Raw genomic sequence first — 23,959 nt, forward strand, 5'->3', positions numbered from 1 at the left:
AGCCCCGCGACGTGCTTCCCCACACCCCAACCCTGGAGGTCACCCGTGCCCGAGATGATCATCGAGACCCCTGACGAGGTGGTCGCCTTCCTCAAAGCGCAGCACAACTTGATCGAGGACATGTTTGACGAGGTGCTGTATGCGTCGGACCCCGAAGCCCGGGAGGCGCCGTTCACCGCGTTGCGCCAGTTGCTGGCCGTGCACGAAACGGCCGAGGAGATGGTGGTGCATCCCCGAATGCGACGCGAGTCCGATGCCGGCGACGCGGTCGTCGATGCCCTGTTGCAGGACGAGCACAGCGCCAAAGAGCTGCTGTCCCGGATCGAAAAGCTGGATGTGACGTCGCAGGAGTTCGTCGACCAACTCACCAAACTGCGCCAGGCGGTTCTGGACCATGCCGAGCAGGAAGAGCAGGACGAATTCCCTTACCTGGAAAGGGAACTCGACTCCGACGATCTGAGACGCATGACCACAGCGGTGCGGGCGGCGCAGGCCATCGCCCCGACGCATCCGCATCCGGGTGTCGAATCGGCGAAAATGAACTTTGCCGTCGGGCCGTTCGCGTCGATGCTCGACCGGGCTCGCGATGTGATCCGGCAAGCCGTCAGCTTTCTCGATTCTCCGTAGTCTGAATGATTCTCCGTAGTCTGAATGACGTGAGTGTCGCACCCGATGTCAGCATTGCAATCCAGGACCGCTTCGCACGTGAGCTGCCCGAGCTGGGTGTCCGCTGGCGCGCCGAGACGCCTCCCGACCCGCGACTGCTGGTTTTCAACGAGTCACTGGCGACGCAATTCGGGCTCGACCCCGCCTGGCTACGCGGCCCCGACGGTGTGCGATTCCTGGCTGGCAATCTGCTTCCCGCCGGGGCGGCCCCGGTAGCGCAGGCTTACGCCGGTCACCAATTCGGCGGCCTGGTGCCGCAGCTGGGCGACGGGCGGGCCTTGCTGCTGGGTGAACTGGTCGACGACCACGGCGGCCTGCGCGACATCGCCCTCAAGGGTTCCGGGCCCACCCCGTTCGCCCGCGGCGGTGACGGCCTGGCGGCGGTCGGCCCGATGCTGCGGGAATACATCGTCAGCGAGGCGATGGACGCCCTGGGCGTCCCCACCACGCGCTCGCTGGCTGTGGTCGCAACCGGGCGTCCCGTGCAGCGCGAAACGGTGTTGCCGGGCGCCGTGCTCGTCCGCATCGCCCGCAGCCACTTGCGGGTGGGCAGCTTTCAGTACGCGGCCCTGACGGGTGACATCGACCTGCTGCGGCGCCTCGCCGACCACGCAATCGCGCGGCACCATCCCGGCGCGGCCCACGCCAAAAACCCGTATCGCGCGCTGTTCGAGGCGGTGGTAGGCGCGCAAGCGTCGTTGGTCGCTCGGTGGATGCTGATCGGATTCGTCCACGGCGTGATGAACACCGACAACATGACGATCTCGGGCGAAACGATCGACTACGGGCCGTGCGCGTTCATGGAGGCCTACGACCCCGACACCGTGTTCAGTTCGATCGACATGTGGGGCCGTTACGCCTACGGCAATCAACCCGCAGTTGCCGGGTGGAATCTCGCGCGCTTCGCCGAGGCACTGCTTCCCTTGTTCTCCGACGACGTCGACGAGGGCGTAGCGCTGGCCGAGGAATCCTTCCGGGTCTTTCAAACCGAATACGACGCAACGTGGTCGTCAGGTATGCGCGGCAAACTCGGTCTTTCTGCCGACGTCGACGCGGCGGAGGTGACCGGCCTGGCCGACGCGCTGTTGCGGCTGCTGAAGGAGAGCCACGTCGACTACACCTCGTTCTTCCGCCAGCTCGCCCGCGCCGCGCGGGGCGATGCCGAAGCTGTCCGCGGATTGTTCGTCGACCTGGCCGGGTTCGACGACTGGCTCTTACGCTGGCAAGCCATGGGTCCGGATGCCGACGCGATGGATGGCGCTAACCCGATCTACATTCCGCGCAACCACCTGGTCGAAGAGGCCCTGGCCGCGGCGACGGAAGGCGAATTGGCTCCGGTCGTGCAGCTGCTCGAGGCGGTGACCGCTCCCTACGACGAGCGACCGGGCTTGCAACGCTACGCCCAGCCGGCGCCGGAGGAATTCGGCACGTACCAAACATTCTGCGGCACTTAGGCTTACACTCCCGATCGCGAATCGGATCCCCGCGGCGCCGAAGTCGCGCGGCACCGGCGAATTCGGTGCCGAGCCTCAGTCCGCCGGCCGCTCTTGCGTTTTAGGCGCGGGCCGCGCCGCGCCCCACAACCCGACAGCGATGCCCACGACCGCACCGCCCAGGCCGATCAACTGCTGCGAGCGTTTGAGTTCGTGGTGGACGCTCAACCCGCCCAGCAGGTCCGCCGCGTCGGCGCCGCCGGAGGCCAGAAACCAGCCGCGGGTGTTCTTGCCGCGCAACGCCGCCGCCGTGAGCAGCCCGCCGATCAGTGCGTCGCGGTAGCCCATCGAGCGCAGCAACAGCCGCGCCGTGGGCGTCGGCTCCCCCGGGTCGCCCCACAGGCGGTTCGCGCCAAGCGGGTCGACGAGAAAATGGACGCCTGAGGCGAGTCGGATACTTCCCGCGACGAGCGCGGCACGGTCGATCGGCATGGCCGCAGCCTACGCCGCGGCTCAGCGGGCCGCGCTGATTTGCCCTGCGGCGGTGGCGTGGTCGGCAAGCAGGGCTGTCGCGGCGGCGCAGCATTCGGTGACGGCCCGCCGGTCTTCGGGGGACAACCGATTCGATGCCCCGCTCAATGTCGGGTCGATGATGTCATTGCCGAAGTCCAGCCACTGCGGATCCGCTTCGATGTCAAGGAAACTCGCCAATCGGGTCAGGGACGATCGTGGGTCGCCAACGAGGTCGGCATACGACAACGGCAGGTAGCGATCGGTGGGTAGGCCGGCCAGCTCGGCTTCGCCGGTGACGATCAACTCGCTCCACATCCGGGCAAATCGGACAACGGGCAAGTTCTGCCCCATCAGATAATCGACATCGCAGGTGTCACCGAGCAGGGATGCCAGTTCGATCGGTATCGCTGTCGGGTCCAGCCGCAGCCCGGGATGCCGGTGCTCGGGGTCGAGATCGAGCAGCTCGAGCGCGTCTTGGATGAGCGCCATCAAACGGAATCCGGTGTGGCGACTCATCGAGACGGCCGTGTCCGGCCCGTTGCGGTAGAGGTGCACGAATTTCGCGTCGGGGAACGTCGCACGCAGCCACGGCACGCTGCTCAACGACATTGCGGACCGCTCGACCACCACTGTTCCGCCGAAATGTCTTGCGAGCCAGGCGAATAACCTCTTGTAGTGCAGTCGCGCCGGTTGCTCGGGCCAGGCCCGGACCTCGGCGGCGAGAGCATCGAAAACGCCGTCGGGATCGGAGGACAGATGCGGCAGCGTCATCATACTGATCGCCGGGATGCCGGTCGTACTCGCGTCGAACCGCGTGCCGTCCAGTCGCGGATAGACGAACTCTGGCATGGCCGAGCCGCCCCGGACCATCGAGTCGAAGATGGGGTGCGGGTCGGCCAGCATCCGCCAGAATTGTTCGCCCGACAGCGTGTGGTCGACTACCGACGAAGCCCGCACAGATAGGTAGAACTCGTTGAGGCTGAGCACATCCGGATGCGCACCCAAGACGCGTGACAGCGCCGTCGACCCGCTGCGACCGACCGTGACGATGAACGTCAGCCCTCTGATCGGGCCCGCGCTCCGATGATGTGCCTCAGCGCCGCGGGCGGCGACGTCGAACGGCCGGCGCACGCAGGGCAGCGGCGGCGGCGCCGAGCCACGCGCCTGACGCGACTCGGGATTGACGGTGAAGTATCGCTTGTAGCGTCCCACGCTGTTCAACAGGTAATCGAGGTCGACAACGGTATTGCGGTGCGGCTCACCGAGAACGGCCCGTGCTCCGGTCGTGTCGTACGTCCGGCTGTGCTCGAGGTAGGGCATGAATCCGCTCGCCCACCGCAGTCGCCGCTCCAGCAGATTGGGGTCCTCGATGGGGCCTTCGACCAACGTCAGCGGGATCGGCGACAACGCGTTGAACAGCTCCACCAGGGTTTGCACCGCCACGTCGTGGTGATGCACGACGTGGTAGGTATTCAAGCCGTCGGGCGCCGACCGCATTAAACGGACCATCTCGTCGGCCGCCTCGCCGGCGGGCATGTAGTTCAAGTGGCCGTTGGGATCTCCGCTGAGTCGCATCGACATGTTGGTACGCATCGGCCGTCCGGACACGGAGAACAGACGCATCCCGTTGTCTGCCGATGTCGACAGAAAGGAAAGCGGATGCAGGGGAAAGTCCGGGTGCGGCGGCCGGTCCACGATCAGGGCACTCGGCCGCAGCACCACGACCCGACGCCCGGTGCGCCGGGCCCAATCGCCGACCAGTGACTCGGATTCGAATTTGGAACGCTCGTAGTTATTTTCGAAACCTTGGTCGTCGCCGAGTTCGGTCTCGTAGATGAGGCCGGTACGGCGCTTGCCCGCGACGAACGCGGTCGACACATGGAACAGATCGGGCGCCCGGCCGCCGGCCTCGGCGAGTTCGAGGATCCGCGTGGTGCCGCCGACATTGGTGCGGCGAAGGTCGTCGAGGTCGGCATCCAGCTCGATGATGCCGGCGCAGTGCAGGATGGCATCCAGACTGTCAGCAAGCTCTCGGAACTGCCGCTGCGTCAACCCCAGTCGGGGCGCCGCCAGGTCTACCGGGACGATCCGGAGTCTTTCGCGCAACTCGCCTTCAGTCCACGTCTGCCTGTGTGACGCGGTGTTTACGTCAGCCAGCGGGAGGGCCTTGTGGATGCGGGTGATGGGGTCGGCGTCCGGCCGGGTCAGCAGGGTGAACGTATCGTCACCGCGAAGGATCTCGCCCAAGATGTGAATTCCGAGAAATCCTGTTGCGCCGGTGATCGCCCAATGCATTAAACAGTTCCGTCCCTCGCCCGAGCCCGTGCCTCGACGGCCCCAGGTGGCCCCGGGTGGCCCCCTCGCGAACTTACTGGGGTATCACAGAGCCCGCCATCTGAATTCACTCGTTTAGCCAACGTTGCAGGTCAGCGCCCTGACGGCGGTGCAGTTTGCCGCGAGATGAGCCTCTCCTGTAATACGTTGCCTGTCGCCGCCGATCAACCAATGAGAGACTTTGGAAGCGTCGCCTGCTCGCGGCAGGGCGGCGGTAATACCAGAGGGAGACTAGCGATAGTGACGGCAGCTGCTCGCGCACCGGGGTGGACGGCGTGGTCGACGGGGATCACGCGCGACGTGAACGCCGACGACTTCTGCTGGCTGTGGAACGCATGAGCGATCCACGGGTAGACGGGGAGCAGCGCGCCCCCTTCGCCGCACGGCTGATCCATCGGCTGTCGGTGCCGATCATCTTGGCGTGGCTGATTCTCACCGTGATCGTGACGGTCGCCATCCCCTCACTCGAGCAGGTGGAGAAGGAACGCTCGGTCTCGTTGAGCCCCAGGGATGCTCCGTCGATCAAGGCGATGCAGCGTCTGGGCGAGGACTTCCAGGAGTCAAGTTCCGACAGCCTGGCGATGATTGTCCTGGAGAGCCAGCAACCCTTACGCGACGACGCGCACCATTACTACAACGACCTGCTCCGTGAGTTGCGCAACGATCCGAAACACGTACAGCACATCCAGGACCTGTGGGGCAATCCGGTCACGGCCGGTGGGGCGCAAAGCGAGGACGGCAAGGCCGCGTATGTGCAGCTGAAGCTTGCCGGCAACCAGGGCACGAGCCTGTCCAACGAATCGGCCGATGCCGTCCGCAAAATCGTGGAGCGCACGCCTGCGCCGCCCGGCGTCAAGGCTTACCTCACCGGACCGGCGCCGTTGATCGCGGATCTCAACCACAGCGGTCAGAGGACCATTCTCAAGGTCACCGTGGTGAGCCTCGTCGTCATCTTCGTGATGCTGCTGTTGGTGTACCGCTCGCTTCTCACCGTCATCGTGCTGCTGCTGATGGTCGGAATCGAGCTGCAGGTGGCCCGCCAAATTGTGGCGTTCTTGGGCAGCAACGGTGCACTGAGTCTTTCCACCTTCGCGGTCAACCTGCTGATAACTCTCGGCATCGCGGCGGGCACCGACTACGGAATCTTTTTCTTCGGGCGCTACCAGGAGGCCCGCCAAGCCGGTGAGGACCGCCAGACGGCCTACTTCACCACGTACCGCAGTACGGCGAAGGTGGTGCTGGCTTCCGGTTTGACCATCGCCGGATCCGTGTTCTGCCTCAGCTTCACCCGGATGCCGTACTTCCAGACCATCGGGGTCCCCTGCGCGGTCGGCATGCTCGTGGCGGTGGCCATCGCGCTGACGTTGGTGCCCGCGGTGCTCGCGGTGGGCGGCAGTCTAGGTCTGTTCGAACCCCGGCGACGGCTCACCGTTCGCCGCTGGCGACGGATCGGCACGGCGGTCGTCCGATGGCCTGGCCCAATTTTCGCCGCCGCGTGCGCCGTCACGCTGGTCGGTCTGCTGGCGCTGCCGGGCTATACGACCAACTACCACGACCGGGTGTATCTGCCCAACGACCTCCCGACGAACCAGGGCTATGCGGCCGCGAATCGGCACTTTCCACTGGGCCGCATGCTGCCGGAGTTCGTCTTGATCGAGGCCGATCACGACATGCGCAATCCGTCGGATTTCCTGATCTTGGAGCGACTAGCCAAGGGCATTCTCGCGGTCCCGGGCGTTTCCCGGGTGCAGTCCCCCACCCGCCCCGCTGGTTCCCCGATGGCGCACACAACGATTCCGTTCCGGCTGGGAATTATGAACGCGAGCCAGATGGAGAACATCGAATACCAAAAGGCCCGCATGAACGACATGCTCAAGCAGGCCGACGAGCTCGCCAAGACGATCGAGATCACCACGACGCTGTATCACCTGATCCTGCAATTGAACGCCGTGACCCATGACCTGGCGATGAACACACATGACGTGCAGGCGATCACCACCGAACTCCGGGACGACATCTCGAATTTCGAAGACTTCTTACGGCCGATCCGCAGCTACTTCTATTGGGAAAAACACTGTTACGACATTCCCATCTGTTGGTCGTTCCGGTCGCTGTTCGATTCCTTCGACGGCATCGACGAGCTGGACGACAAACTCGCCGAACTAGTGGTGGACATCGACAAAGTTGATGTGCTGATGCCGAAGCTGGCCGCCGAACTCCCGATTCAGATCGACACCATGAAGCAGATGCGCACCATGATGTTGACGATGCACTCCACGATGAGCGGCATCATCGGCCAGGCCGATTCGCAAGGAAATATCACCACCGACATGGGTGCGGCCTTCGATGCTTCCAAGAACGACGACTCCTTCTACCTGCCGCCGGAGGTCTTCCAGAACCCGTCGTTCCAGAAGGTGATGGGACTGTTCCTGTCGCCGGATGGCAAAGCGGCCCGAATGATCATTTCGGATCGCGGCGACCCCGCCACGCCCGAAGGGATCGCGCGGGTCGCGGCGATCAAGACTGCGGCCGAGGAATCGCTGAAGTCGACGCCCTTGGAAAACACCAACATCTATGTGGGCGGGGTTTCGGCGACCTACAAAGACCTGCATGACGGCTCGCGTTACGACCTGATGATCGCCGCCATCGCCGCGCTGTGCCTCATCTTCGCGATCATGCTGATGATCACCCGCAGTTTCGTGGCCGCCATGGTGATCGTGGGAACGGTCGTGACGTCGCTGGGCGCATCCATCGGATTGTCCGTGCTGCTTTGGCAACACATCATCGGACTTGGGTTGGAATGGCTCGTCTTGCCGATGTCCGTCATCATCCTGTTGGCCGTGGGATCCGACTACAACCTGCTGCTCGTCTCGCGAATGAAGGAAGAACTGGGCGCCGGTATCAACACCGGCATCATTCGCGCGATGGGCGGCACCGGAAAAGTTGTCACGGCCGCGGGTCTGGTGTTCGCCGTCACGATGGCCTCGATGGTGGTGAGCGATCTGCGTGTGATCGGACAGATTGGCACCACGATCGGTCTGGGCCTGCTGTTCGACACCTTGATCGTGCGGGCGTTCATGACGCCGTCCATCGCGACGCTGCTGGGGCGCTGGTTCTGGTGGCCGCTGCGGGTGCGGCCGCGCCCGGCGAGCTTCCTGCTTCGGTCCGAGGGCTCCCGCCCGATGGTCCGCGCCCTGCTCGGCACCCACGCGCCCGACTAACGGCAGGCCACCCGCAGCTACCATGGCCGACATGTCCGAGCCGGGACCGGCCGCCGACAAAACCGTCGGGTTCGACGGTGACCAGACTGCCGCCGCTCCCACTGCTGCCGAGCCCGAGGCGGTGGGGGCGCCAAACTCCGCCGGTCTGGCCTGGTCCCGCGACGACGAAGGCGATGCACCCCGCGAGCCGACGAGCCAGCGCCGGTCCTGGCGATCCACCTGGCGTACCGCCGCTGCGCTGTTCGCCGCCGGGCTCGTCGTTGCCGGAGCGATCGTGCTGGGGTGGTCGCTGTTGACCGACCACTCAACGAAGTCCGCACCCTCACCCAGTGCGGCACCCACCTCGACTGCCGCACCCGCGTCGACCGGGCGATCGCCGGCCACGGCCGCTCCCTCCTCGATCGTGTCCACCCCCGATCAGGACAACCGATACGTGCAATCCCTCAACGATCGGGGTATCTCGTTCGCCAACCCCGATGCCGCCATATACAACGGGAAGATGGTGTGCGAGAACATCCGGCTGGGCATGACGGTTCAGCAGGTCATCGCCGACTTCCGGGCCAGTAATCCGGCGCTGAGCAACGACGCCGACGTATACGTGACGATCTCGGTCCACACGTACTGCCCGCAGTATTCGAACCTGGTGGGCAGCGGGCCCTAACGGTCCTTGCGGACCAGTGACAACAGCTGGCCGAGGCCGAACGCGGCGAATCCGACGAGCAATCCGATCAGGGTGGACGCCGCCGCGTTGACGAGCCAACCCAGCAGCCCCCCGACGATGTCGACGGCGTGGCTCAGGTGGGTTTCGGCATCGTGAACCGCCCTGCCCGGGGTCCGCCAGCCGAGCCGGGCGCTGCCGTCGAGCAAGATGTGCCCGCCGACCCAGAGCATCGCCGCCATCCCGATGAGTGAGAGCGCGGAAAGCAGCCTGGGCATGGCCGCGACCAGGCCCTGTCCGATTCCCCGGCCGATTCGAGAGCGAGTCGCAGTGAGACGCAGTCCGATGTCGTCCATTTTGACGATGACGGCCACGACGCCGTACACCGCGATGGTGAGGACCACGGCGACGATGAGCAATATGATCAGCCGCGGCACGAAGGTCTGGTCGGCCACCTCGTTGAGGGCGATCACCATGATCTCGGCGGACAGCACCAGGTCGGTCCTGATCGCCCCGGCCACTACGTCGCTCTCGGCGGCCGACACCGCGTGTGGTGTCCCGCCACGCAAACTCCCCCAGACCTTTTCGGCGCCTTCGTAGCACAGGTAAACCGCGCCCACCATCAGAACCGGTGTGACCAGTCGCGGAGCGAACTGACTGAGCAGCATTGCGACGGGCAGGATCACCACGAGCTTGTTGCGAAAGGACCCCAGCGCGATGCGCCTGATGATCGGCAACTCGCGCTCGGCGGCGATGCCGTGAACGTATTGCGGCGTGACGGCGGTGTCGTCGATGACCACACCCGCCGCCTTAGCGGTCGCGCGGCCGCTGGCGGCGGCCAGTTTGGCCAGAACGGCGACGTCGTCGAGGAGTCCAAATAGGCCCGCGCTCATCGTGTCCCCGCCATGGCGTTGCAGGGTACCCGTTCGGTGTGCGGTAACCCCGCCATGGGACAAGTTGACAGCAAAGTGGTGCTGGTCACCGGCACCCGCGGTATGGGCACGTCCCAGGCGCAGGCCCTGGTGGCCGAGGATGCGGCGCGTATTGATCGCCGACGAAGTCGATGACGAGGATTACGCGGTCGCCGAAAAGCCAAGCGAAGCCGTTTGTTTGGGTCAAGTCCATCGATCCCGGACTGATTTATACGCCGTTGAGGGGAGCTGGCCGGCGACGAGCCAGCATACCCCACCGGAGCTGAGTTCGTCGTCGACGGCGGACTGCGAGGCCGCGTACCAGCCAAGATTTGATTCACCTCAACATCACCGACCACACCAGCATCAAAAGTCCTGGGCTAGAACGCATCCGGTAGGGGCCCGCGGTGCGCCGCCACATACAACGCGCGCCGGTGATATGTTCCGGCAGACGACTCACCGGCGGGTGCGAAGGGGATCGCTGTGCGGACGAGCATCTGGGCTCGGTGGATGGTGAGGTACGGTGCGCCGCGGGCGTTCTTGGCCGTGCAGGCTCGTCGCGGGCAGCCCCTGGCCCGGTTCCTGCTGGGCCGAGCCACCGACGACGAGATGTATCGCCTGGTCGAAGACATTCGAGCCCAAGGCCGCATGGTGCGGCGGCCGTTCGTGTGGGTGACCGCTGATCATCAGGTCTGCCGCTCGGTGTTACGCGATGACGCGTTCGGGGTCACTAACCTGGTGAATGCGCCACTCCCACAACCATTTCCGGCTTTGATGGATCGCACCGATCCGGGCTTGCCGAATCCGGTGGAACACCCCGCCATGGTGATGAGCGATCCGCCCGATCACACCCGGTATCGGCGGTTGTTCGCGCAAAGTTTCACGCCGCGCGCCATCGACAGGCTCAGTGCCCGCGTTTCGGAGATCACGGCCGAGTTGCTCGACCGTTTGGCGACCAACCCCCGGCCCGATCTGGTGGCCGACTTCGCGACCGAGCTCCCCGTCGCAGTCATCGCCGAGATCCTCGGGCTGCCAACCGATGCGCGTCCACAGGTGCGCGACTGGGGGTACAGCCTGGCGCCGCTGCTGGATTTCGGGACTGGTTGGAAGACGTTTCGTCACGCCGTCGAGTGCCTCCGCGAGGTCGACCGCTACGCGGCCGAATTCATCGAACGAGCACGCACCGGCGACGCGGGCGACGATCCGTTTGGCCGCGTGGCCGCCGGCGATGAGCTAACCCACCGCGAATTCGCAGCCAACGCAGCACTTTTGGTCGGCGCCGGGTTTGAGACGACGGTGAACCTGATCGGCAACGGCATTGTCTTGCTGTTGAACCATCCCGACCAGTTGGAATTGCTGCGCAACGACCCGGGGTTGTGGCCCGCGGCGATCGAGGAGATCCTGCGGTTCGAAAGTCCCGTGCAAATGCTGGTACGTACCGCGCGCCGTGACGTCGAAATCGCGGCCACGCAGATCCGAGCCGGATCGATGTTGGTGTTGTTGATCTGCGGCGCCAACCGCGACCCACGCGTCTTCACCGATCCTGGGTGCTTCGACATCACCAGACCCAGCGCGCGCGAGCACCTGGCGTTCGGTTCCGGCATGCACGGCTGCCTGGGCGCGCCGCTGGCCCGAATCGAGGGCGCCATCGCCCTGCAAACGCTGTTCGAGCGGTTCCCCGACATGACGCTGCGCGGGCAGCCGGAGCGACTGGGCCTCGTCACCCTGCGCGGGTTCAAACGTCTGCCCGTCGAATTGCGGGCCGGCCAGACCCGGTAGGGCGGCCTCGGCCTAAACAGCTCCCGGCGCCGACGGGGCGCCTGGTTCCCCTTCATGCTGCGGGCAGTAGGCGTCCTCCGCGATCGCGGTGAACTGGGCTGCCGCGTCCGCCTTGAACGCCGGATTGCTCTCCGACACGGTCTTGATCACCTCACTCTCGGACATCCCCTGGTCCATGAGTGCGCATTCCCTCTTGCCGACGCTGATCGCGGCGCTCGGGGTCGGATACGTGATGCCGGCTTTGTTCAGCGCGGTCAGAAACTTCGAATCCGGACCCGGGTCCGCCTGGGCCGGCACGGCCACGGCGATTACGGCAGCAAGGTTGACAAGCATTACAAGGATTCCCCGCATCACCCCATCGTCCTACGCGGCTGCAGTGCTGTCCTGTCGAGCAAACGCATTCGCCGAGGGTTCTTGGGATCGGTAGTCGCTCCGGCTCGATGTACTGGGCGCTATCGCAACCGGCGGCAGGACATGAAAGGAGCCAGCCATCAGTACGAACAGTGCTACCCCGATCCCTTCCCCGTCGGAAAACCGCCGGGCAGCACGGATGACGGGCCTCTACGGGCTCAAGCCGTGGTTCAGCGCGCGGTTGACGCCGATCGTTGACGCGGCGGTGGCTCGGCGGATCTCCCCGGACGTCTTCACTGCCGCCGGCGTCATGGCCGCGGCGGCAGCCGCGGTCACCGTCGCGTTCGGCTGGTGGCCGCTGGCCGCGGTGTTCATGGTGCTACGGCTGGCCGGAGCCAACCTCGATGGCGCGGTGGCCCGCGCCCGCGGGGTGAGCCGGCCGTGGGGATTCGTCGTCAACGAAATCGGCGACCGCACCGCGGATCTGCTCGCTTTCGCCGGGTTAGCGGTGTGGGCGGCACGGCAATCCGGTGCCGGGCTGCACTGGCTGTCCTGGCCAGTGTTTCAGGTGCTCGTCGCGGCTCTTGCCGCGACACTTCCGACCTTCGCGTCGCTGGCGGCGGCGGCGGCCGGTGCCACGCGCCGCAACGGCGGCCCCCTCGGCAAGACCGAACGCTGCCTCTTCGTCGTGCTAGCGACGGCGGTTCCGGTGCTCATGCCCGTGCTGCTAGCGCAGCTGGTGAACGGTTCGATCCTCACCACGGTGTTGCGGCTGCGGGCAGCACACCGCGAGGTGAAGGAACGCGCCGCGCAGTCCCAGCGCGTCGTGCTCATGGAGCAACTCGACGCGGCGACGCAGCCGTTCAACACCGTCACCCAGCCGCTGAACATCGCCACGCGCCCGCTCGACATCGTCACGCAGCCGCTCAACATCGCCACCCGTCCCCTCGCGGCGGCAGCGGCATGACCGAGAACCGGCTGCCCAGCCTGCTTCGGCACTGGCTCTGGCGAATCGTGTGCGCCGCCTCCGGCGGATTGACTGTGGACCGACCCTCGCAGACCCCGGGCGGTTGCGTGGTCGTGGCCAACCACAGCTCGCATGCCGACACCGCGGTGCTACTCGCCGCGCTGCCACCGAAGGCCAGGCCGGTGTTCGGGGCGGCGGCCGACTACTGGTTCGACGTACCCGTGCGGCGGTTGATCGCGACGTCGCTCGCCGGGATCCTGCCGATCCGGCGGTCCGGTGATGGCAACTACGCCGCACTGCTCGCGGCGGCCGGACCCGCCCTCAAGGCCGGCCGCATCGTCGTCATATACCCCGAGGGCACCCGGTCGACCGACGGCCGTGTCGGCGAGTTCCGATCCGGTGCGCTAAGACTGGCCCGCGACTGCGGCGTGCCGATCCTGCCCGTCGCGATTTCGGGTACCTCCGCCGTACTGCCCAAGGACGGCGGCTACTCCCCCGGTCCAATGCGTGTGCGCATCGGTGCCTCGCTCGACCCGCACGCCGTATCCGCAGCCCAGTTGCGGGCACACGTGCTGGCCTTGCGCGAAGACCTCGGCACCGACCCCGCCGACCGCTATGCGCTGGCGTCGTGAATCGGGTCGGCTGACATGACGATCGTCGACGGCTATCTGGCCTTTCTGCACCGCGATCGGCGGATGGCGCTCAACATCGACCTCGGTCCGCTGCACCTCCACCTGCACTCCCGGGCCGTGTTCCTCATGTGGGTCACGCTGGCAATCCTGGCCCTCGCCGGTCTCGTCGTCCTCGCCGCGCGCAGGCAGGAGCTGATCGAAAAGTGGCGTACGTGGGCGCTCATCGCCCCCACGGTCGGCATCCCGGTCTGGATCGGCCCTGGCACGACCGCCGTGCTGGCGGCGGCACTCGCCGTCGTCGCGGCCACCGAATACGCGCGACTGGTCGGGCTGGGACGCCGGGACACCTACCTGCTCGGGGCACTGGCCGTGCTGTACCCGGCAGCAGCCTGGTTGCGGCCGTCGTTGCTGCAGCTGGCGCCCGCCGTCGTGCTGCTGTGCGCGGTGCCGTCGGTGCTGAGCGGCGACGTCGCGCACGGCGCCAAACGCACCGTATTCACCGGCTTCGGATCTGTGTGGATCTGTTGGTCTCTGTCCCACCTGGTCATGCTGTGGCCGGACAGCTATCTGCTGTGCTTTGCCATCGCGGCCACCGACGTCGCGGCCTGGTGTGGCGGAAAAGGTTTGCGTCGCATGGCGTGGGCCCGCCGGCCGTTGTCGCCGTTGAGCCCGAACAAGACCGTCGGCGGGATGGTCGGGGCGATCATCGGGGCGTTCATCGTGCTCAGCCTGCTGGGCACCTTGTCGATCGGACTGCTGGTGGCCATCTCCTTCGGCGGTGTCTTCGGAGACCTGCTGGAGTCGATGGTGAAACGGCAGGCTCAGGTCAAGGACGCCGGTTGTTGGCTACCGGGCTTCGGCGGCTTGCTCGACCGGATCGACTCGTTGCTGCTCGCCCTCCCACTCGCCTATCTACTCGGATGAAGACTCAGATGGATTTTTCGACAGCGCCCACGATCGTGGCGCGGATCCCCGCGACCGCCACTGCCGCCGGTCTGGAAGTCAATGACGTCACCCTGACCCGCGAGCGCGGTACCGTTGCGCTGGAACACATTTCATTCGCCGCGCGCCCCGGCACCTTGACGGCGATCATCGGACCGTCGGGTGCGGGGAAGTCCACGCTCGCAGCGGTGATCGCCGGTGTTACGCGCCCGACCGGCGGTGGGGTGAGCCTGGACGGGCGCGATCTTTACGCGGAGGATGCGTCGTTGCGCGATCGGATCGGGCTGGTGCCCCAGGACGATGTCGTGCACGGTCAACTGACCGTCCACCAGGCGCTGGGTTTCGCCGCCGAGCTGCGGATGCCGGGCGGCACCTCCGCTGACAACCGCCGCCAAATGATCGGGGCGGTGCTTGAGGAGCTCGAGTTGACGGCGCACGCGACGACCCGGATCGAGAAGTTGTCGGGCGGCCAACGTAAACGGGTGTCGGTTGCCCTGGAGTTGTTGACCAGCCCGTCGCTGCTTGTTCTGGACGAGCCGACCACGGGGCTGGATCCCGCGCTGGACCGGGCGGTGATGACGATGTTGCGCCGGCTCGCCGATGCGGGTCGGGTGATCGTGGTCGTGACGCATTCGCTGACATTTCTCGATGTGTGCGACCAGGTATTGCTGCTCGCGCCCGGCGGCAAGACCGCATTCTGTGGCCGGCCGGACCGGCTGCCGTCGGCAATCGGTGCCGACGACTGGGCCGACATCTTTAACATCGTCTGCGCCGATCCCGACGGCGTCGCGCGACGGTGCGGCGAAAGGGCCTGGGCGCCAGGCGAAGATACGGTGGCTCAGCTCACCGGCGATCTGCCTTCGGGGCCCAGTGACCCGGCCCCGGTCCGGTTGGCCAGCCAATGGTCGACGATCGCGCGTCGACAGGTCCGGCTGCTGCTGGCCAATCGCGGTTACTTTGTTTTTCTGGCGGTGTTGCCGTTCATCGTCGGTCTGCTTCCGCTGACGGTGGCGGGTCATGCCGGTCTCGGTCATCCGTCGCCGGACGGTTCCGCACCGTTCGAGGCCAAGCACGTCATCGCGTTGACGAGCTTCGCCGCAATTCTCATGGGCGTTACGCTCACCGCGCGCGATCTCGTCGGCGAACGTGCGATCTTCCGCCGGGAGCAAGCGGCGGGATTGTCGGCCTTGTCGTATGTGTTGGCCAAGATCGTGGTGTTCGGCGGCGTCGCGGTGATCCAGTCAACGATCCTGGTACTGGTCGTCACCGCACCCGGAATCGGCAAACCGGCTCCGTCGGGCGCCGCATTGCTGGGCTGGCCGATGGCGGAGCTGTTTGTCGGCGTGGCGGCGACATCTGTGGCGGCGGCCGTTCTGGGACTTGCGATCTCAGCAGTGGCGCGGACCAGTGATCAGGTCATCGTGTTGCTGGCGATGACGCTGATGGCACAGCTGGTGCTCGCCGGCGGATTCATCCCGGTGACCAACCGGCCGCTGTTCGAGACTCTGGCTTGGTTCACCGTCGGGCGATGGGGTTTCGCCGCCACCGCGTCGACGGCAGACCTGCCTCATCTGGTCGCTGGAATCGCCAACGACCCGCATTGGGTGCACGCCGCCTCGGCGTGGTCGTTCGATATGACGATGCTGGGAGTGCTGGGCGTCGTGTTCGCCGGTTTCACGTGGTGGCGGATGCGGTCATAGGCGCAGCCGCACGCAGTCCGAGCGTGGCGCGTCATGCCTTCACGAAGCAGTACATGCGGTAGTCGGTCGAGCCGCCGGGCCGCATGTCCTGGAAGACCTTCCAGATGAGCACATAACCGCGGACCAACAGCCACTTGCGCAGGAAAGCCGGGACCAAACGGTCGATTACGCGGACCCACCATTGCGAGTTCTTCTCCATCCCGCGCATAACGTCATCGTTGATGTTCCGATGGGCCAGCATTGTCATCGCGGCCTCGGTCAATTGTTTCTCCCACCCGGCAACGGTGTCGGAGAACCGGAAATCGGCGTACAGGAAGTGGCCTCCCGGACGCAATACGCGCGCCACCTCATCAAAAAAACGCGGAAAGTCGTGGTAAAGGTGAGACGACTCAATATTGATCACCGCGTCGAAGGAGTGGTCGGGGAAGGGCAAATCCTCTGCATCGCCTTTGACGAATTCCAGCCCGGATATGTGGTGCCTCTTCTGGCAGAAGGCGATGCCGGTCGCGTTCAGGTCCAGTCCCGTGTACGACGCCGGGCGCACCGTGCGCGCGAGGTAGGACGCGCCGCCGCCGTGGCCGCAACCAACCTCCAGCACACTCTTGCCGGCCAGATCGACCTGGGTCGCCGTGCGGTGATAGAGCTGGATGAAATAGCGGTCCCGCTCGTCGTCGGCGGATAGCGGCACCGCCATCGGCGGATCCTCCTCATACCCGTAATTGAGGAAGAGCACATCGTCCTTACGGAGCCGACGGGTCAGGTACGGATAGAAGTTTTGGTAGATGAACTGCAGGAATTTCGCTTGCAGTGTGGTCAGCAGCGACGGGTGAAATTCGCGGGCTCCGACTCCCATGCGCGGAGTGTAATGCGCATGTTCGCCAGGGGGACAGAATTCGCAAAATTAGCGAATACGCTGACAAGTCGTACGGGTTCACCGAACCCGGCGGCACATTTCAGCGGTACTTATCCACCTTCGCGGCGTATTCATCGAGCAACCGCAGCGATTCGTCTAGCGGCTTGGTCGGCAACAACAGCGCCAATTGATGGAAACCCAATTCCTTTGCGCTATCCCAATATTCGGGATCGGCCGGTGTGCCGAACATTGCCAGCGGTACATCGCGTCCCGCGCTGCCTTCGCGCAACTGCTCGATACGTCGCGCCAGATGCTCGAGCGGCAGGGGGTTGGAGATCCAGCCGGCCTCGTGGCGAATCACCCGCTTGACCGTGGCATCCGAGTCGCCGCCGATGAAGATCGGCGGATGCGGTTTCTGTACCGGCTTGGGCCGGCTATAGGCGGGATCGAAATCGACGAATTTGCCGTGGTACTCGGCGGGTTCGGTGGTCCAGAGCGCCTTGATCGCCTCGATGCGCTCGTCGAGCAGTTTGCCGCGTGTCTTCGGGTCGGTGCCGTGATTTCGTAACTCTTCGATGTTCCAGCCGGCGCCGACGCCGAAGACGAATCGGCCGCCGGAGATCAGATCGATGCTGGCCGCTTCCTTCGCCGTGATGATCGGATCGCGCTCGATCAGCAGGGCGATGCCGGTGAACAACTCGATGGAAGTGGTCACCGCCGCCGCGGCGGCCAACGTGACGAACGGATCGAGCGTCCGATAGTAGATGGAGGGCAGCTCCCCGCCACGGGGGTAGGGCGATTCTCTGCTCGCCGGAATATGGGTGTGTTCGGCGATGACCAGCGAGGCGAAGCCGCGCTCTTCGATTGCCCGGGCCAGCGAGACCGTGTCGATGGTGTCGTCGTTGACGAACGTCGAGATTCCGAACTTCATGCTGTTCCCTATCTTCGCCGGGTGAAGTGTCACTTAACGCGGACCAACGCCCGCAGACCCGACGCTAATCCCCCACGCCGCCGGCGGCCTCGGCTGTTGTCAGGGCAACCCCGCTCAAACCCTGCGAGCTGAACGTTCGCCGGTGCCCGCCTCCGAGCGACTCTGCGACGTGGCCGCTATGACCTCGGGTCCAGCTGGCGCGGCCGTCGACGTCGCTATCGACTTCGTCAGTTGGACGTCGCATTCGCTCAATAGCGGCTCGACAATCCGGCGCACTTTGGTCAGAAAGTCGATGCATATCATTCAATCGTTTAGAGGTTCACGAATGTCCGGAAGTAAGGCGATGTCTTCCGGTTGGCCGCCGCGGAAAATTGCGGCGAGCTCGCGCACCCGCCTTTTCGCCCAGTCGACGCTGAATCGGCTCAAGACCTGAAACTCATACCGGAAGCGCTCGGAACGATCGCCAACCAATTTTGCAGCTTGGTCCGCCACCACGCCCTCGGTGTACCAGTACAGAATGTCGTCAAGGCTCCCCACCCGGTCAAATCCCAATTGGCCCCGCTCGAAGAAGGTGAAATGATAACAGCCGTCGTCGGCGACATAAATATTCAGACCGTCGCGCGTTCGAAGCCCGATTGGCATAGACCGAACCCCAAGGCTCTCCGACAGCCGATTGATCTCGGCTTGGACTTCCGAGGCGGACCGACAGCGGTGCACTACTGCCCCCCGACCACCACGGCATGCGCCGAGTCGAAGTAACGAAGGATGCGCTCCTTCGTAATCCATTCGAGCCAGTTCGACGTGGTTTCAAAATTTGCGCGTTCAGCACCAAGATCTTTCAGCAACTCTTCCAACGATACGGTAGGCCATGTTTCAAAATCGCTGAAATATCTCCACTTTCCCGAGTCATCGTAGGCGCCATGCTTGTTCGGTGCGTCGAGTGGGCCGATCATGGCGTTCACTTCACCCTCCCGGGACGAGTAATAGATCTGGATTTTGCAGTCGGCCCCTCGGTAGATCGCAACCGAGCCCATTCGCCCTCCCTCGTCAACACTTTCGTCGACGGTATCCAGGGTGAACCCCATGCCCGACAAGGCTGGCCCAACGATCGATTGGACGTCATCCGGGAAACTGACTTCCGCCATCAGTCGCCTTCCTTATTTTCGTCGAGCAAAACAAAATTTATGTGTTTCGCTACGGATGCGGATCCCAATACTCCGGACCGCGCATTTCCAAAACACCCGCGTGTGCGATGGGGAAATACCTTTCAATCCGGCCACGCACGGACTCCAAAAACTGGTCGGTCGTGGGGAAGTCAGGCAAGGCAGTCTCCCGAACCTCATCGAGCGGAACGCCCTGCCGCAGTGCGAATCTAGGAAGGTATTGCCACATACCGGACTGATCGTGCGGTCCGAATACGTTGAGAGCACCCAACGGAGCGATCATGCAATTGATCGAACCGTCTCGACTAGAGTCATAAATTTGTATTTTGCAATCCGCGGATCGGAAGTACACGACCGCACCCCTCCGGCCCCATTCGTCAACGGCGTCATCATAGCCGTCCAGTTGAAAGCCAAGATTAATTAATAGAGGCTCGACAATAGCGCGCACTCCGGCCAGGAAGTCTTGTGTCATCACCGCTCGCCTGTTACATGTACCCAGACGTTTCCAACTTGCCGATAACCGTATACCTCCGCATTCCTCTTCAAAAACGCTATTTCTTTACCCGAGTAAGATTCCGGATCCAACATCATCAGTTCTTCAACGCTGCCAAACTGCCGCGGCAAGTGATACTCGATGCGGGGAACTCCACTCTCCATTTGACCTCGGAGAAACTGTTCGTTGACCGGCCACACGAGGCGCTGCTCGTCAGCCTTACCAAGGCCGTAGGTCATAGCGTCCCAAACTGGGTTGCCGGTATCAAAGTAAATTCCACCCTGGCCTCTGGCTTCGCCGATGTAACCTCCCTCCAATCCTCCATACTTGCCCAGAACAACGCGATCAGGGGCGTCCCCGACGTAGTGAGTCGACATCTCAGCGAGTTGCCGAGTGAGGGTCGTGGTTGGTTCGCCATGCACAAAGGCGGCGTAAAGATCTTGCCCGGCTTGGTCGGCGAACGAGTGGAGTCGGATGGGATTGTCGAAGCCGACCGGCGTGTGCGGTAGGTGCGTCGGGCCGTAATCGATCGCGGCCGCCGCGTCGAAGTCGGCTAGCTTCCCGACGCCTAGGCCCTCCGGGCCAAATATCATCCCGGGCACCGCGAAGGCCGCATCTGCCCCTTTGCCGCCGAGATAGTAGGCGGGGCTCGGCGAGTCCAAAGCGCCCCTGACCTCCTCGACCGCGGCGCCCACGGGGTTTTGAACGGTCTCCAAGGTTCCCTTGACCATCTGCGTCCATGACTCGAGCACGCCCGGCGCGCCGGGTCCGCCCACCCCGAGAAGGTTGTGGATGCCTTGCTCGGTGGCCCGCCAGCGATCGCCGAATCCTTCACCAAAGCCCGGTGGCGGCGGGGCCTTCGGCTCGGGCGGGATGTAGTTGGGCATGCCGTTGTCGACGTATCGCTGGGCCGCGGCAACAACCTCGTTCAGGCGTGCTTCGACCTGATCCGGCGGTACGCCGTCACCAAGCATCACATTGCGTAACAACCCCTTGGCGGTCTCCACGTCCGCGGGATTCAGCGGCTGGGGTGGCAATCTGCCGGCGGGCAGCAGCATGTCCTGCCAGGTTTTGGGCTTGCCAACGGCGCCGGCGGCGATCGGCGCACCTTTTGGCGGGACACCGCCCGGAGCGACGGCTGCTGCAGGCGGAGCCTTCGGTGGGGCATCAGATGGCGCATGGCCCGGCGGAGTCCCGGCCGCAGTAGGGGGCATCACCAGGTCCTGCCACGTCTTCGTGGTACCGCGGGAAGCTGCCGGGTCCCCCGGCCCGGCACCGGCCGGCGTGGCATCCGCGGCACCAGGCGGCATCACCAGGTCTTGCCAGGTCTTCGGCTTGCCCCCGGGCGCGCGGTTCGTGGCGCCTTGCGCGGTAGGAGCACCGCCCGGCGCGGATCCGCCGGCGTTCAGCGGCGCTGCACCAACGGCTGCGGCGATCGCGGCGGCTAGCTCATGATCGGCCGTGTGGGCATGCACCTTGCAGGCGTTGAGCTCGCTCTGCAAGATCTCCAGCTGATGGGCCAGATCGATTCTATTTGCCGGAATCCCTTTGGGCCCCGGATCAATTCGCCAGTCCGATGTGATTGACCAACCGTTCGCCTGAGCGGCCCGTTCGATACCGTCCAGCTCACTCTTGCACGCACTCACGTCGGCCTCGGCACGCTCCACCGCGGCTGCCACCTGCTTGGCCTCGGCGCCGTCGGCCTCGATATCGCGACGAACCTTGCCCACGTCGGCGCGAAACGCGTCCCCCGCCTCGCCTTGCCACTCGGCGAGAACGTCGTGCGCCTGCTGCAGGTTGTCGCCCAACCGCTGCAATGTTGCGACGCGCCCACTGGCTGTCTGGAACACCGCGCGGATTGCACTGAGATCCCAGCGCTTGACGTCAGCAGGAGTCAGCGACCCCACTCGCTACCCCTGCTCCTGCACCGACCTGAGCGCGCCGGCCGACTCGTCCTCGTTTTTGGAATAGCCGACCATCGCCTCGGCGACGTGGGTCCCCAACTGCCCCACGCGAAGCCGGTGCCGGCTGTTCTGCGTCTCCCACCGCGCCGCGAGCTGAGACAGGGCCAGCTGGGAGGACCCGACCCAGCCCGGCGCGGCACCGGCCAGCCCGTTCTCGTGGCCGACGAAGTCCACAGCGGCCTCGCCGATCCCATTGAGTACATGGTTGCTGCCCACCTGCAGCGCGACAAGCTCTACATCCAGCTCATCAGCCACGACGACCCCCCTCCGGTCCCCAGCACGGTGTCGTGAAGCTTAGCTCGTTTCGTCGGGCCACGCCCTTCACCTGTCTGGGACGGCCACGCCCTACGATTTCGCAGGTGACTCGTCGACATCCTCTTGACCGATATGCCGGTTCCTGGGCACTGGTCACCGGCAGCGCCCGGCAGGAAGGGCTGGGTTTTGCTTATGCGCGGGAGATCGCCGGCCGTCGCATCAATGTTGTCCTCGTGGACATCCTCGCCGAGGAATTGACCGCCCGTGCGGCGACGCTTCGAACCGAGTACGGCATCCAAGTCCGAACCATCGCTGCCGATCTCGGCGACTTGGCGGTCTATCCGCGGATCCTGGACGAGGTGGCCGACGTCGACATCGACGTTCTGGTCTGCAACCACATGTACACGCCCAAGGACACACCGAAGATCCTCGATATGCCGCTGGATGTGCACAACGCGATGATCGACATCAATGCGCGAGCGTACGTCAACCTGATCTACCGCTTCGCCCATCTGATGAAACCGCGCGGACGAGGGGCCATCGTCATCGTTTCGTCGGGGTCCGGCCTGATTCCCGCGCCGTACACCGGCGCATACGCCGCCAACAAGGCATTTCAACTCGTCTTCGGTGAGGTGCTGTGGTACGAGACCCGCGGGACCGGCATCGACGTCCTGGTCATGTCCGCGGGTCTGATGGACACACAAGGTGATGCATTCGCACAGTATCCGCGGTGGCAGATCGCCGACCCCCGTGCCGCCGCGGCGGAAACGCTCAAAGCCATAGGCCGCAAACATCTCGTCATGCCCGGATACCCAAACCGATTGGTCACTCTGTTGAACACCAGGGTCATGCCGCGCCGTCGTGCCGTGACGTTCATGGGCAACTTCATGGAACGCGGACTGGGCAAGGGTTCCAGCTAGCCGCAACAGGCGGTGAAACCCGTTGTCTGTCAGTGCTCGTCCCTAAGATCGACTCATGCATCGGGTGTCCTGCATCGCTGACGCGGCATGAAGACGGCGTTTCTGTTCCTGCCGCTGTACTTCGGACTCCTCGTTGGTTTCATCGGGCATCGCGTCTCGCTCGGCCTGGTAGGAGCATGCTGCGGACTTCTTTTCGCGGGGTTGATCCAACCGGCCTACCGCCGCTCGCGGCGGCTGCGGGCCGACGCGGGCATCACGGAAATTGACGCGATGAACGGCGTGGAATTCGAAGACTACATTGCCGCCCGGATCCAGCGGGCCGGCTGGCAGGTCGACTTCACTCCGACCGTGGGCGATTACGGCGTCGATCTGATCATCCACAAAGACGGCGAATACGTGGCGGTCCAATGCAAGCGGCACGCGAAAACAGTTGGCGTCGCCGCCGTTCAGCAGGTGGTCGCGGGCGCTCGGCACCACGGGTGCACCCGGAGCATCGTAGTCAGCAATCAGGAGTTCACTGCTGCGGCAAAGCAATTGGCATATACGCATGGCTGCCAGTTGATCGGGCGCAAGGCGCTGCAAAATTGGGTACCCGCGCCCATCAACGTGCTGGGTAACTGAAGGCCTGCGGTTACCGGACCCCCAGGGCGCGAAGGTATTCGATCATGGTGTCGACAGCGGCTGCCAGCGGGGCGGTGTCGCGGCGGATTTGGGCGAGTAACAGGCCACCCTGCACTGCGGCCAACAGCGCCAGTGCCAGATTATCGATGTCGGTGCCGTCTGGTATTTCGCCCCGTGCAGCGATGGCGTGGAGTCCGTCGCGAATCATGTTCTCCCACTGGGTAAACGACCGCTCGAGTTGGGCACGCACGAGCGGATCGGTTTCGGCGAGTTCGCCGGCCAGTGATCCGATCGGACAGCCTCCGACGCAACCCAGGCCGCGCACTGTGTCGACCATGATGTCGCGCCACCGGCGCAGGTCTTCGAGGCTCTCCAGGCGATCCAGTCCTAGCTGCTGCACCGCGAGAACCTGGTCGGTCTGGAAGTCGATGACTGCGGCGACGAGGGCGCCCTTGTCGGCGAAATAGTGATACATCTGTGAGGTGCTGATCCCCGCGGCATGCTGAATGTCTTCGATCGTGGTGCGGGCCACCCCTTGGCGGGACATAAGCTCGGCGGCGGCTGCCACGATCCGTTCGCGGGTAGCGCGCCCCTTCGGCGTCAGTTTTTCCCGTGCGGCTGTCGGCATTCGCAACCCCTCTCGGCCGCCATT

General features: G+C 64.7%; 24 protein-coding genes. 12 read left to right on the plus strand and 12 right to left on the minus strand.

Annotated features, from left to right (window positions below):
- Window positions 1-54: 54 nt before the first annotated feature.
- Both G6N33_RS04925 and G6N33_RS04930 read left to right on the plus strand, forming a co-directional pair.
- Window positions 55-627: a hemerythrin domain-containing protein gene (locus G6N33_RS04925; protein ID WP_408632786.1), complete on the plus strand. Its 573-nt coding sequence runs from the start codon at window positions 55-57 to the stop codon at window positions 625-627.
- 5 nt (window positions 628-632) lie between these two features.
- On the plus strand, window positions 633-2,120 hold the full coding sequence (locus G6N33_RS04930) for a protein adenylyltransferase SelO (protein ID WP_196806417.1): 1,488 nt from the start codon (window positions 633-635) through the stop codon (window positions 2,118-2,120).
- Between the two features lie 75 nt (window positions 2,121-2,195).
- Here the strand turns inward: G6N33_RS04930 and G6N33_RS04935 are convergent, their stop codons facing one another.
- Both G6N33_RS04935 and G6N33_RS04940 read right to left on the minus strand, forming a co-directional pair.
- On the minus strand, window positions 2,196-2,591 hold the full coding sequence (locus tag G6N33_RS04935) for a DUF4267 domain-containing protein (protein WP_044510390.1): 396 nt from the start codon (window positions 2,589-2,591) through the stop codon (window positions 2,196-2,198).
- Window positions 2,592-2,612: 21 nt separating this feature from the next.
- Window positions 2,613-4,907 carry an SDR family oxidoreductase gene (locus tag G6N33_RS04940; protein WP_049919220.1) on the minus strand — a complete coding sequence of 765 codons (2,295 nt, stop codon included), beginning with the start codon at window positions 4,905-4,907 and terminating at the stop codon, window positions 2,613-2,615.
- 374 nt (window positions 4,908-5,281) lie between these two features.
- Between G6N33_RS04940 and G6N33_RS04945 the strand changes: the two genes are divergently transcribed.
- Both G6N33_RS04945 and G6N33_RS04950 read left to right on the plus strand, forming a co-directional pair.
- Window positions 5,282-8,167, plus strand: coding sequence for an MMPL/RND family transporter (locus G6N33_RS04945; protein WP_101528845.1), 2,886 nt, complete (start codon window positions 5,282-5,284; stop codon window positions 8,165-8,167).
- Window positions 8,168-8,198: 31 nt separating this feature from the next.
- Window positions 8,199-8,828 carry a DUF732 domain-containing protein gene (locus G6N33_RS04950; RefSeq protein WP_231382584.1) on the plus strand — a complete coding sequence of 210 codons (630 nt, stop codon included), beginning with the start codon at window positions 8,199-8,201 and terminating at the stop codon, window positions 8,826-8,828.
- On the opposite strand, the gene G6N33_RS04955 is transcribed toward G6N33_RS04950, so the two are convergent.
- Window positions 8,825-9,718 carry a DUF808 domain-containing protein gene (locus G6N33_RS04955; RefSeq protein WP_044510386.1) on the minus strand — a complete coding sequence of 298 codons (894 nt, stop codon included), beginning with the start codon at window positions 9,716-9,718 and terminating at the stop codon, window positions 8,825-8,827. The genes G6N33_RS04950 and G6N33_RS04955 overlap by 4 nt on opposite strands.
- Window positions 9,719-9,730: 12 nt before the next feature.
- On the opposite strand from G6N33_RS04955, the gene G6N33_RS04960 reads away from it, so the two are divergent.
- Both G6N33_RS04960 and G6N33_RS04965 read left to right on the plus strand, forming a co-directional pair.
- Entirely contained in the window at window positions 9,731-9,892 is a 162-nt protein-coding gene (locus G6N33_RS04960; protein ID WP_155945951.1) for a hypothetical protein, read from the plus strand.
- Between the two features lie 327 nt (window positions 9,893-10,219).
- Window positions 10,220-11,515, plus strand: coding sequence for a cytochrome P450 (locus G6N33_RS04965; RefSeq protein ID WP_179962663.1), 1,296 nt, complete (start codon window positions 10,220-10,222; stop codon window positions 11,513-11,515).
- A gap of 12 nt (window positions 11,516-11,527) precedes the next feature.
- Here G6N33_RS04965 and G6N33_RS04970 read toward each other — a convergent pair whose 3' ends face one another.
- Window positions 11,528-11,866 (minus strand): DUF732 domain-containing protein, encoded by a 339-nt coding sequence (locus tag G6N33_RS04970; RefSeq protein WP_044513013.1) that lies wholly within the window; start codon window positions 11,864-11,866, stop codon window positions 11,528-11,530.
- Between the two features lie 199 nt (window positions 11,867-12,065).
- Here G6N33_RS04970 and G6N33_RS04975 point away from each other — a divergent pair, with 199 nt between their 5' ends.
- From G6N33_RS04975 to G6N33_RS04990, 4 genes are read left to right on the plus strand one after another with little or no spacing between them, the layout of a single operon-like run.
- Complete coding sequence (locus G6N33_RS04975; RefSeq protein ID WP_231382583.1) at window positions 12,066-12,833, plus strand: CDP-alcohol phosphatidyltransferase family protein; 768 nt, start codon at window positions 12,066-12,068, stop codon at window positions 12,831-12,833.
- On the plus strand, window positions 12,830-13,465 hold the full coding sequence (locus tag G6N33_RS04980) for a lysophospholipid acyltransferase family protein (protein ID WP_044510383.1): 636 nt from the start codon (window positions 12,830-12,832) through the stop codon (window positions 13,463-13,465). The genes G6N33_RS04975 and G6N33_RS04980 overlap by 4 nt, the downstream gene beginning before the upstream one ends.
- Before the next feature lie 15 nt (window positions 13,466-13,480).
- Entirely contained in the window at window positions 13,481-14,389 is a 909-nt protein-coding gene (locus G6N33_RS04985) for a phosphatidate cytidylyltransferase (protein ID WP_044510382.1), read from the plus strand.
- 8 nt (window positions 14,390-14,397) lie between these two features.
- Window positions 14,398-16,107, plus strand: coding sequence for an ABC transporter ATP-binding protein/permease (locus G6N33_RS04990; protein ID WP_231382582.1), 1,710 nt, complete (start codon window positions 14,398-14,400; stop codon window positions 16,105-16,107).
- A gap of 31 nt (window positions 16,108-16,138) precedes the next feature.
- Here the strand turns inward: G6N33_RS04990 and mtf2 are convergent, their stop codons facing one another.
- The 7 genes from mtf2 to G6N33_RS05025 form a co-directional block, all read right to left on the minus strand.
- On the minus strand, window positions 16,139-16,924 hold the full coding sequence (mtf2, locus tag G6N33_RS04995) for a fatty-acid O-methyltransferase Mtf2 (RefSeq protein ID WP_408632787.1): 786 nt from the start codon (window positions 16,922-16,924) through the stop codon (window positions 16,139-16,141).
- Between the two features lie 136 nt (window positions 16,925-17,060).
- Window positions 17,061-17,891, minus strand: coding sequence for an LLM class F420-dependent oxidoreductase (locus G6N33_RS05000; RefSeq protein WP_044510379.1), 831 nt, complete (start codon window positions 17,889-17,891; stop codon window positions 17,061-17,063).
- A 303-nt stretch (window positions 17,892-18,194) separates the two neighbouring features.
- Window positions 18,195-18,533 (minus strand): hypothetical protein, encoded by a 339-nt coding sequence (locus tag G6N33_RS05005; protein WP_044513007.1) that lies wholly within the window; start codon window positions 18,531-18,533, stop codon window positions 18,195-18,197.
- 74 nt (window positions 18,534-18,607) lie between these two features.
- Window positions 18,608-19,036 (minus strand): hypothetical protein, encoded by a 429-nt coding sequence (locus G6N33_RS05010; protein WP_155945950.1) that lies wholly within the window; start codon window positions 19,034-19,036, stop codon window positions 18,608-18,610.
- 49 nt (window positions 19,037-19,085) lie between these two features.
- Window positions 19,086-19,526: a hypothetical protein gene (locus G6N33_RS05015; RefSeq protein WP_049919214.1), complete on the minus strand. Its 441-nt coding sequence runs from the start codon at window positions 19,524-19,526 to the stop codon at window positions 19,086-19,088.
- Window positions 19,526-21,355, minus strand: coding sequence for a hypothetical protein (locus tag G6N33_RS05020; RefSeq protein WP_155945949.1), 1,830 nt, complete (start codon window positions 21,353-21,355; stop codon window positions 19,526-19,528). Before G6N33_RS05020 ends, G6N33_RS05015 begins: the two co-directional genes overlap by 1 nt.
- Window positions 21,356-21,457: 102 nt before the next feature.
- Window positions 21,458-21,766: an RNA 2'-phosphotransferase gene (locus tag G6N33_RS05025; RefSeq protein WP_231382581.1), complete on the minus strand. Its 309-nt coding sequence runs from the start codon at window positions 21,764-21,766 to the stop codon at window positions 21,458-21,460.
- Between the two features lie 104 nt (window positions 21,767-21,870).
- On the opposite strand from G6N33_RS05025, the gene G6N33_RS05030 reads away from it, so the two are divergent.
- Window positions 21,871-22,686: an SDR family NAD(P)-dependent oxidoreductase gene (locus G6N33_RS05030; protein WP_049919210.1), complete on the plus strand. Its 816-nt coding sequence runs from the start codon at window positions 21,871-21,873 to the stop codon at window positions 22,684-22,686.
- An 87-nt stretch (window positions 22,687-22,773) separates the two neighbouring features.
- Window positions 22,774-23,307: a restriction endonuclease gene (locus tag G6N33_RS05035; RefSeq protein WP_081662402.1), complete on the plus strand. Its 534-nt coding sequence runs from the start codon at window positions 22,774-22,776 to the stop codon at window positions 23,305-23,307.
- Window positions 23,308-23,317: 10 nt separating this feature from the next.
- On the opposite strand, the gene G6N33_RS05040 is transcribed toward G6N33_RS05035, so the two are convergent.
- Window positions 23,318-23,935: a TetR/AcrR family transcriptional regulator gene (locus tag G6N33_RS05040; protein WP_101528836.1), complete on the minus strand. Its 618-nt coding sequence runs from the start codon at window positions 23,933-23,935 to the stop codon at window positions 23,318-23,320.
- Window positions 23,936-23,959 lie beyond the last annotated feature (24 nt).

Source organism: Mycobacterium simiae, assembly GCF_010727605.1.
Taxonomy (GTDB): Bacteria; Actinomycetota; Actinomycetes; order Mycobacteriales; family Mycobacteriaceae; genus Mycobacterium; species Mycobacterium simiae.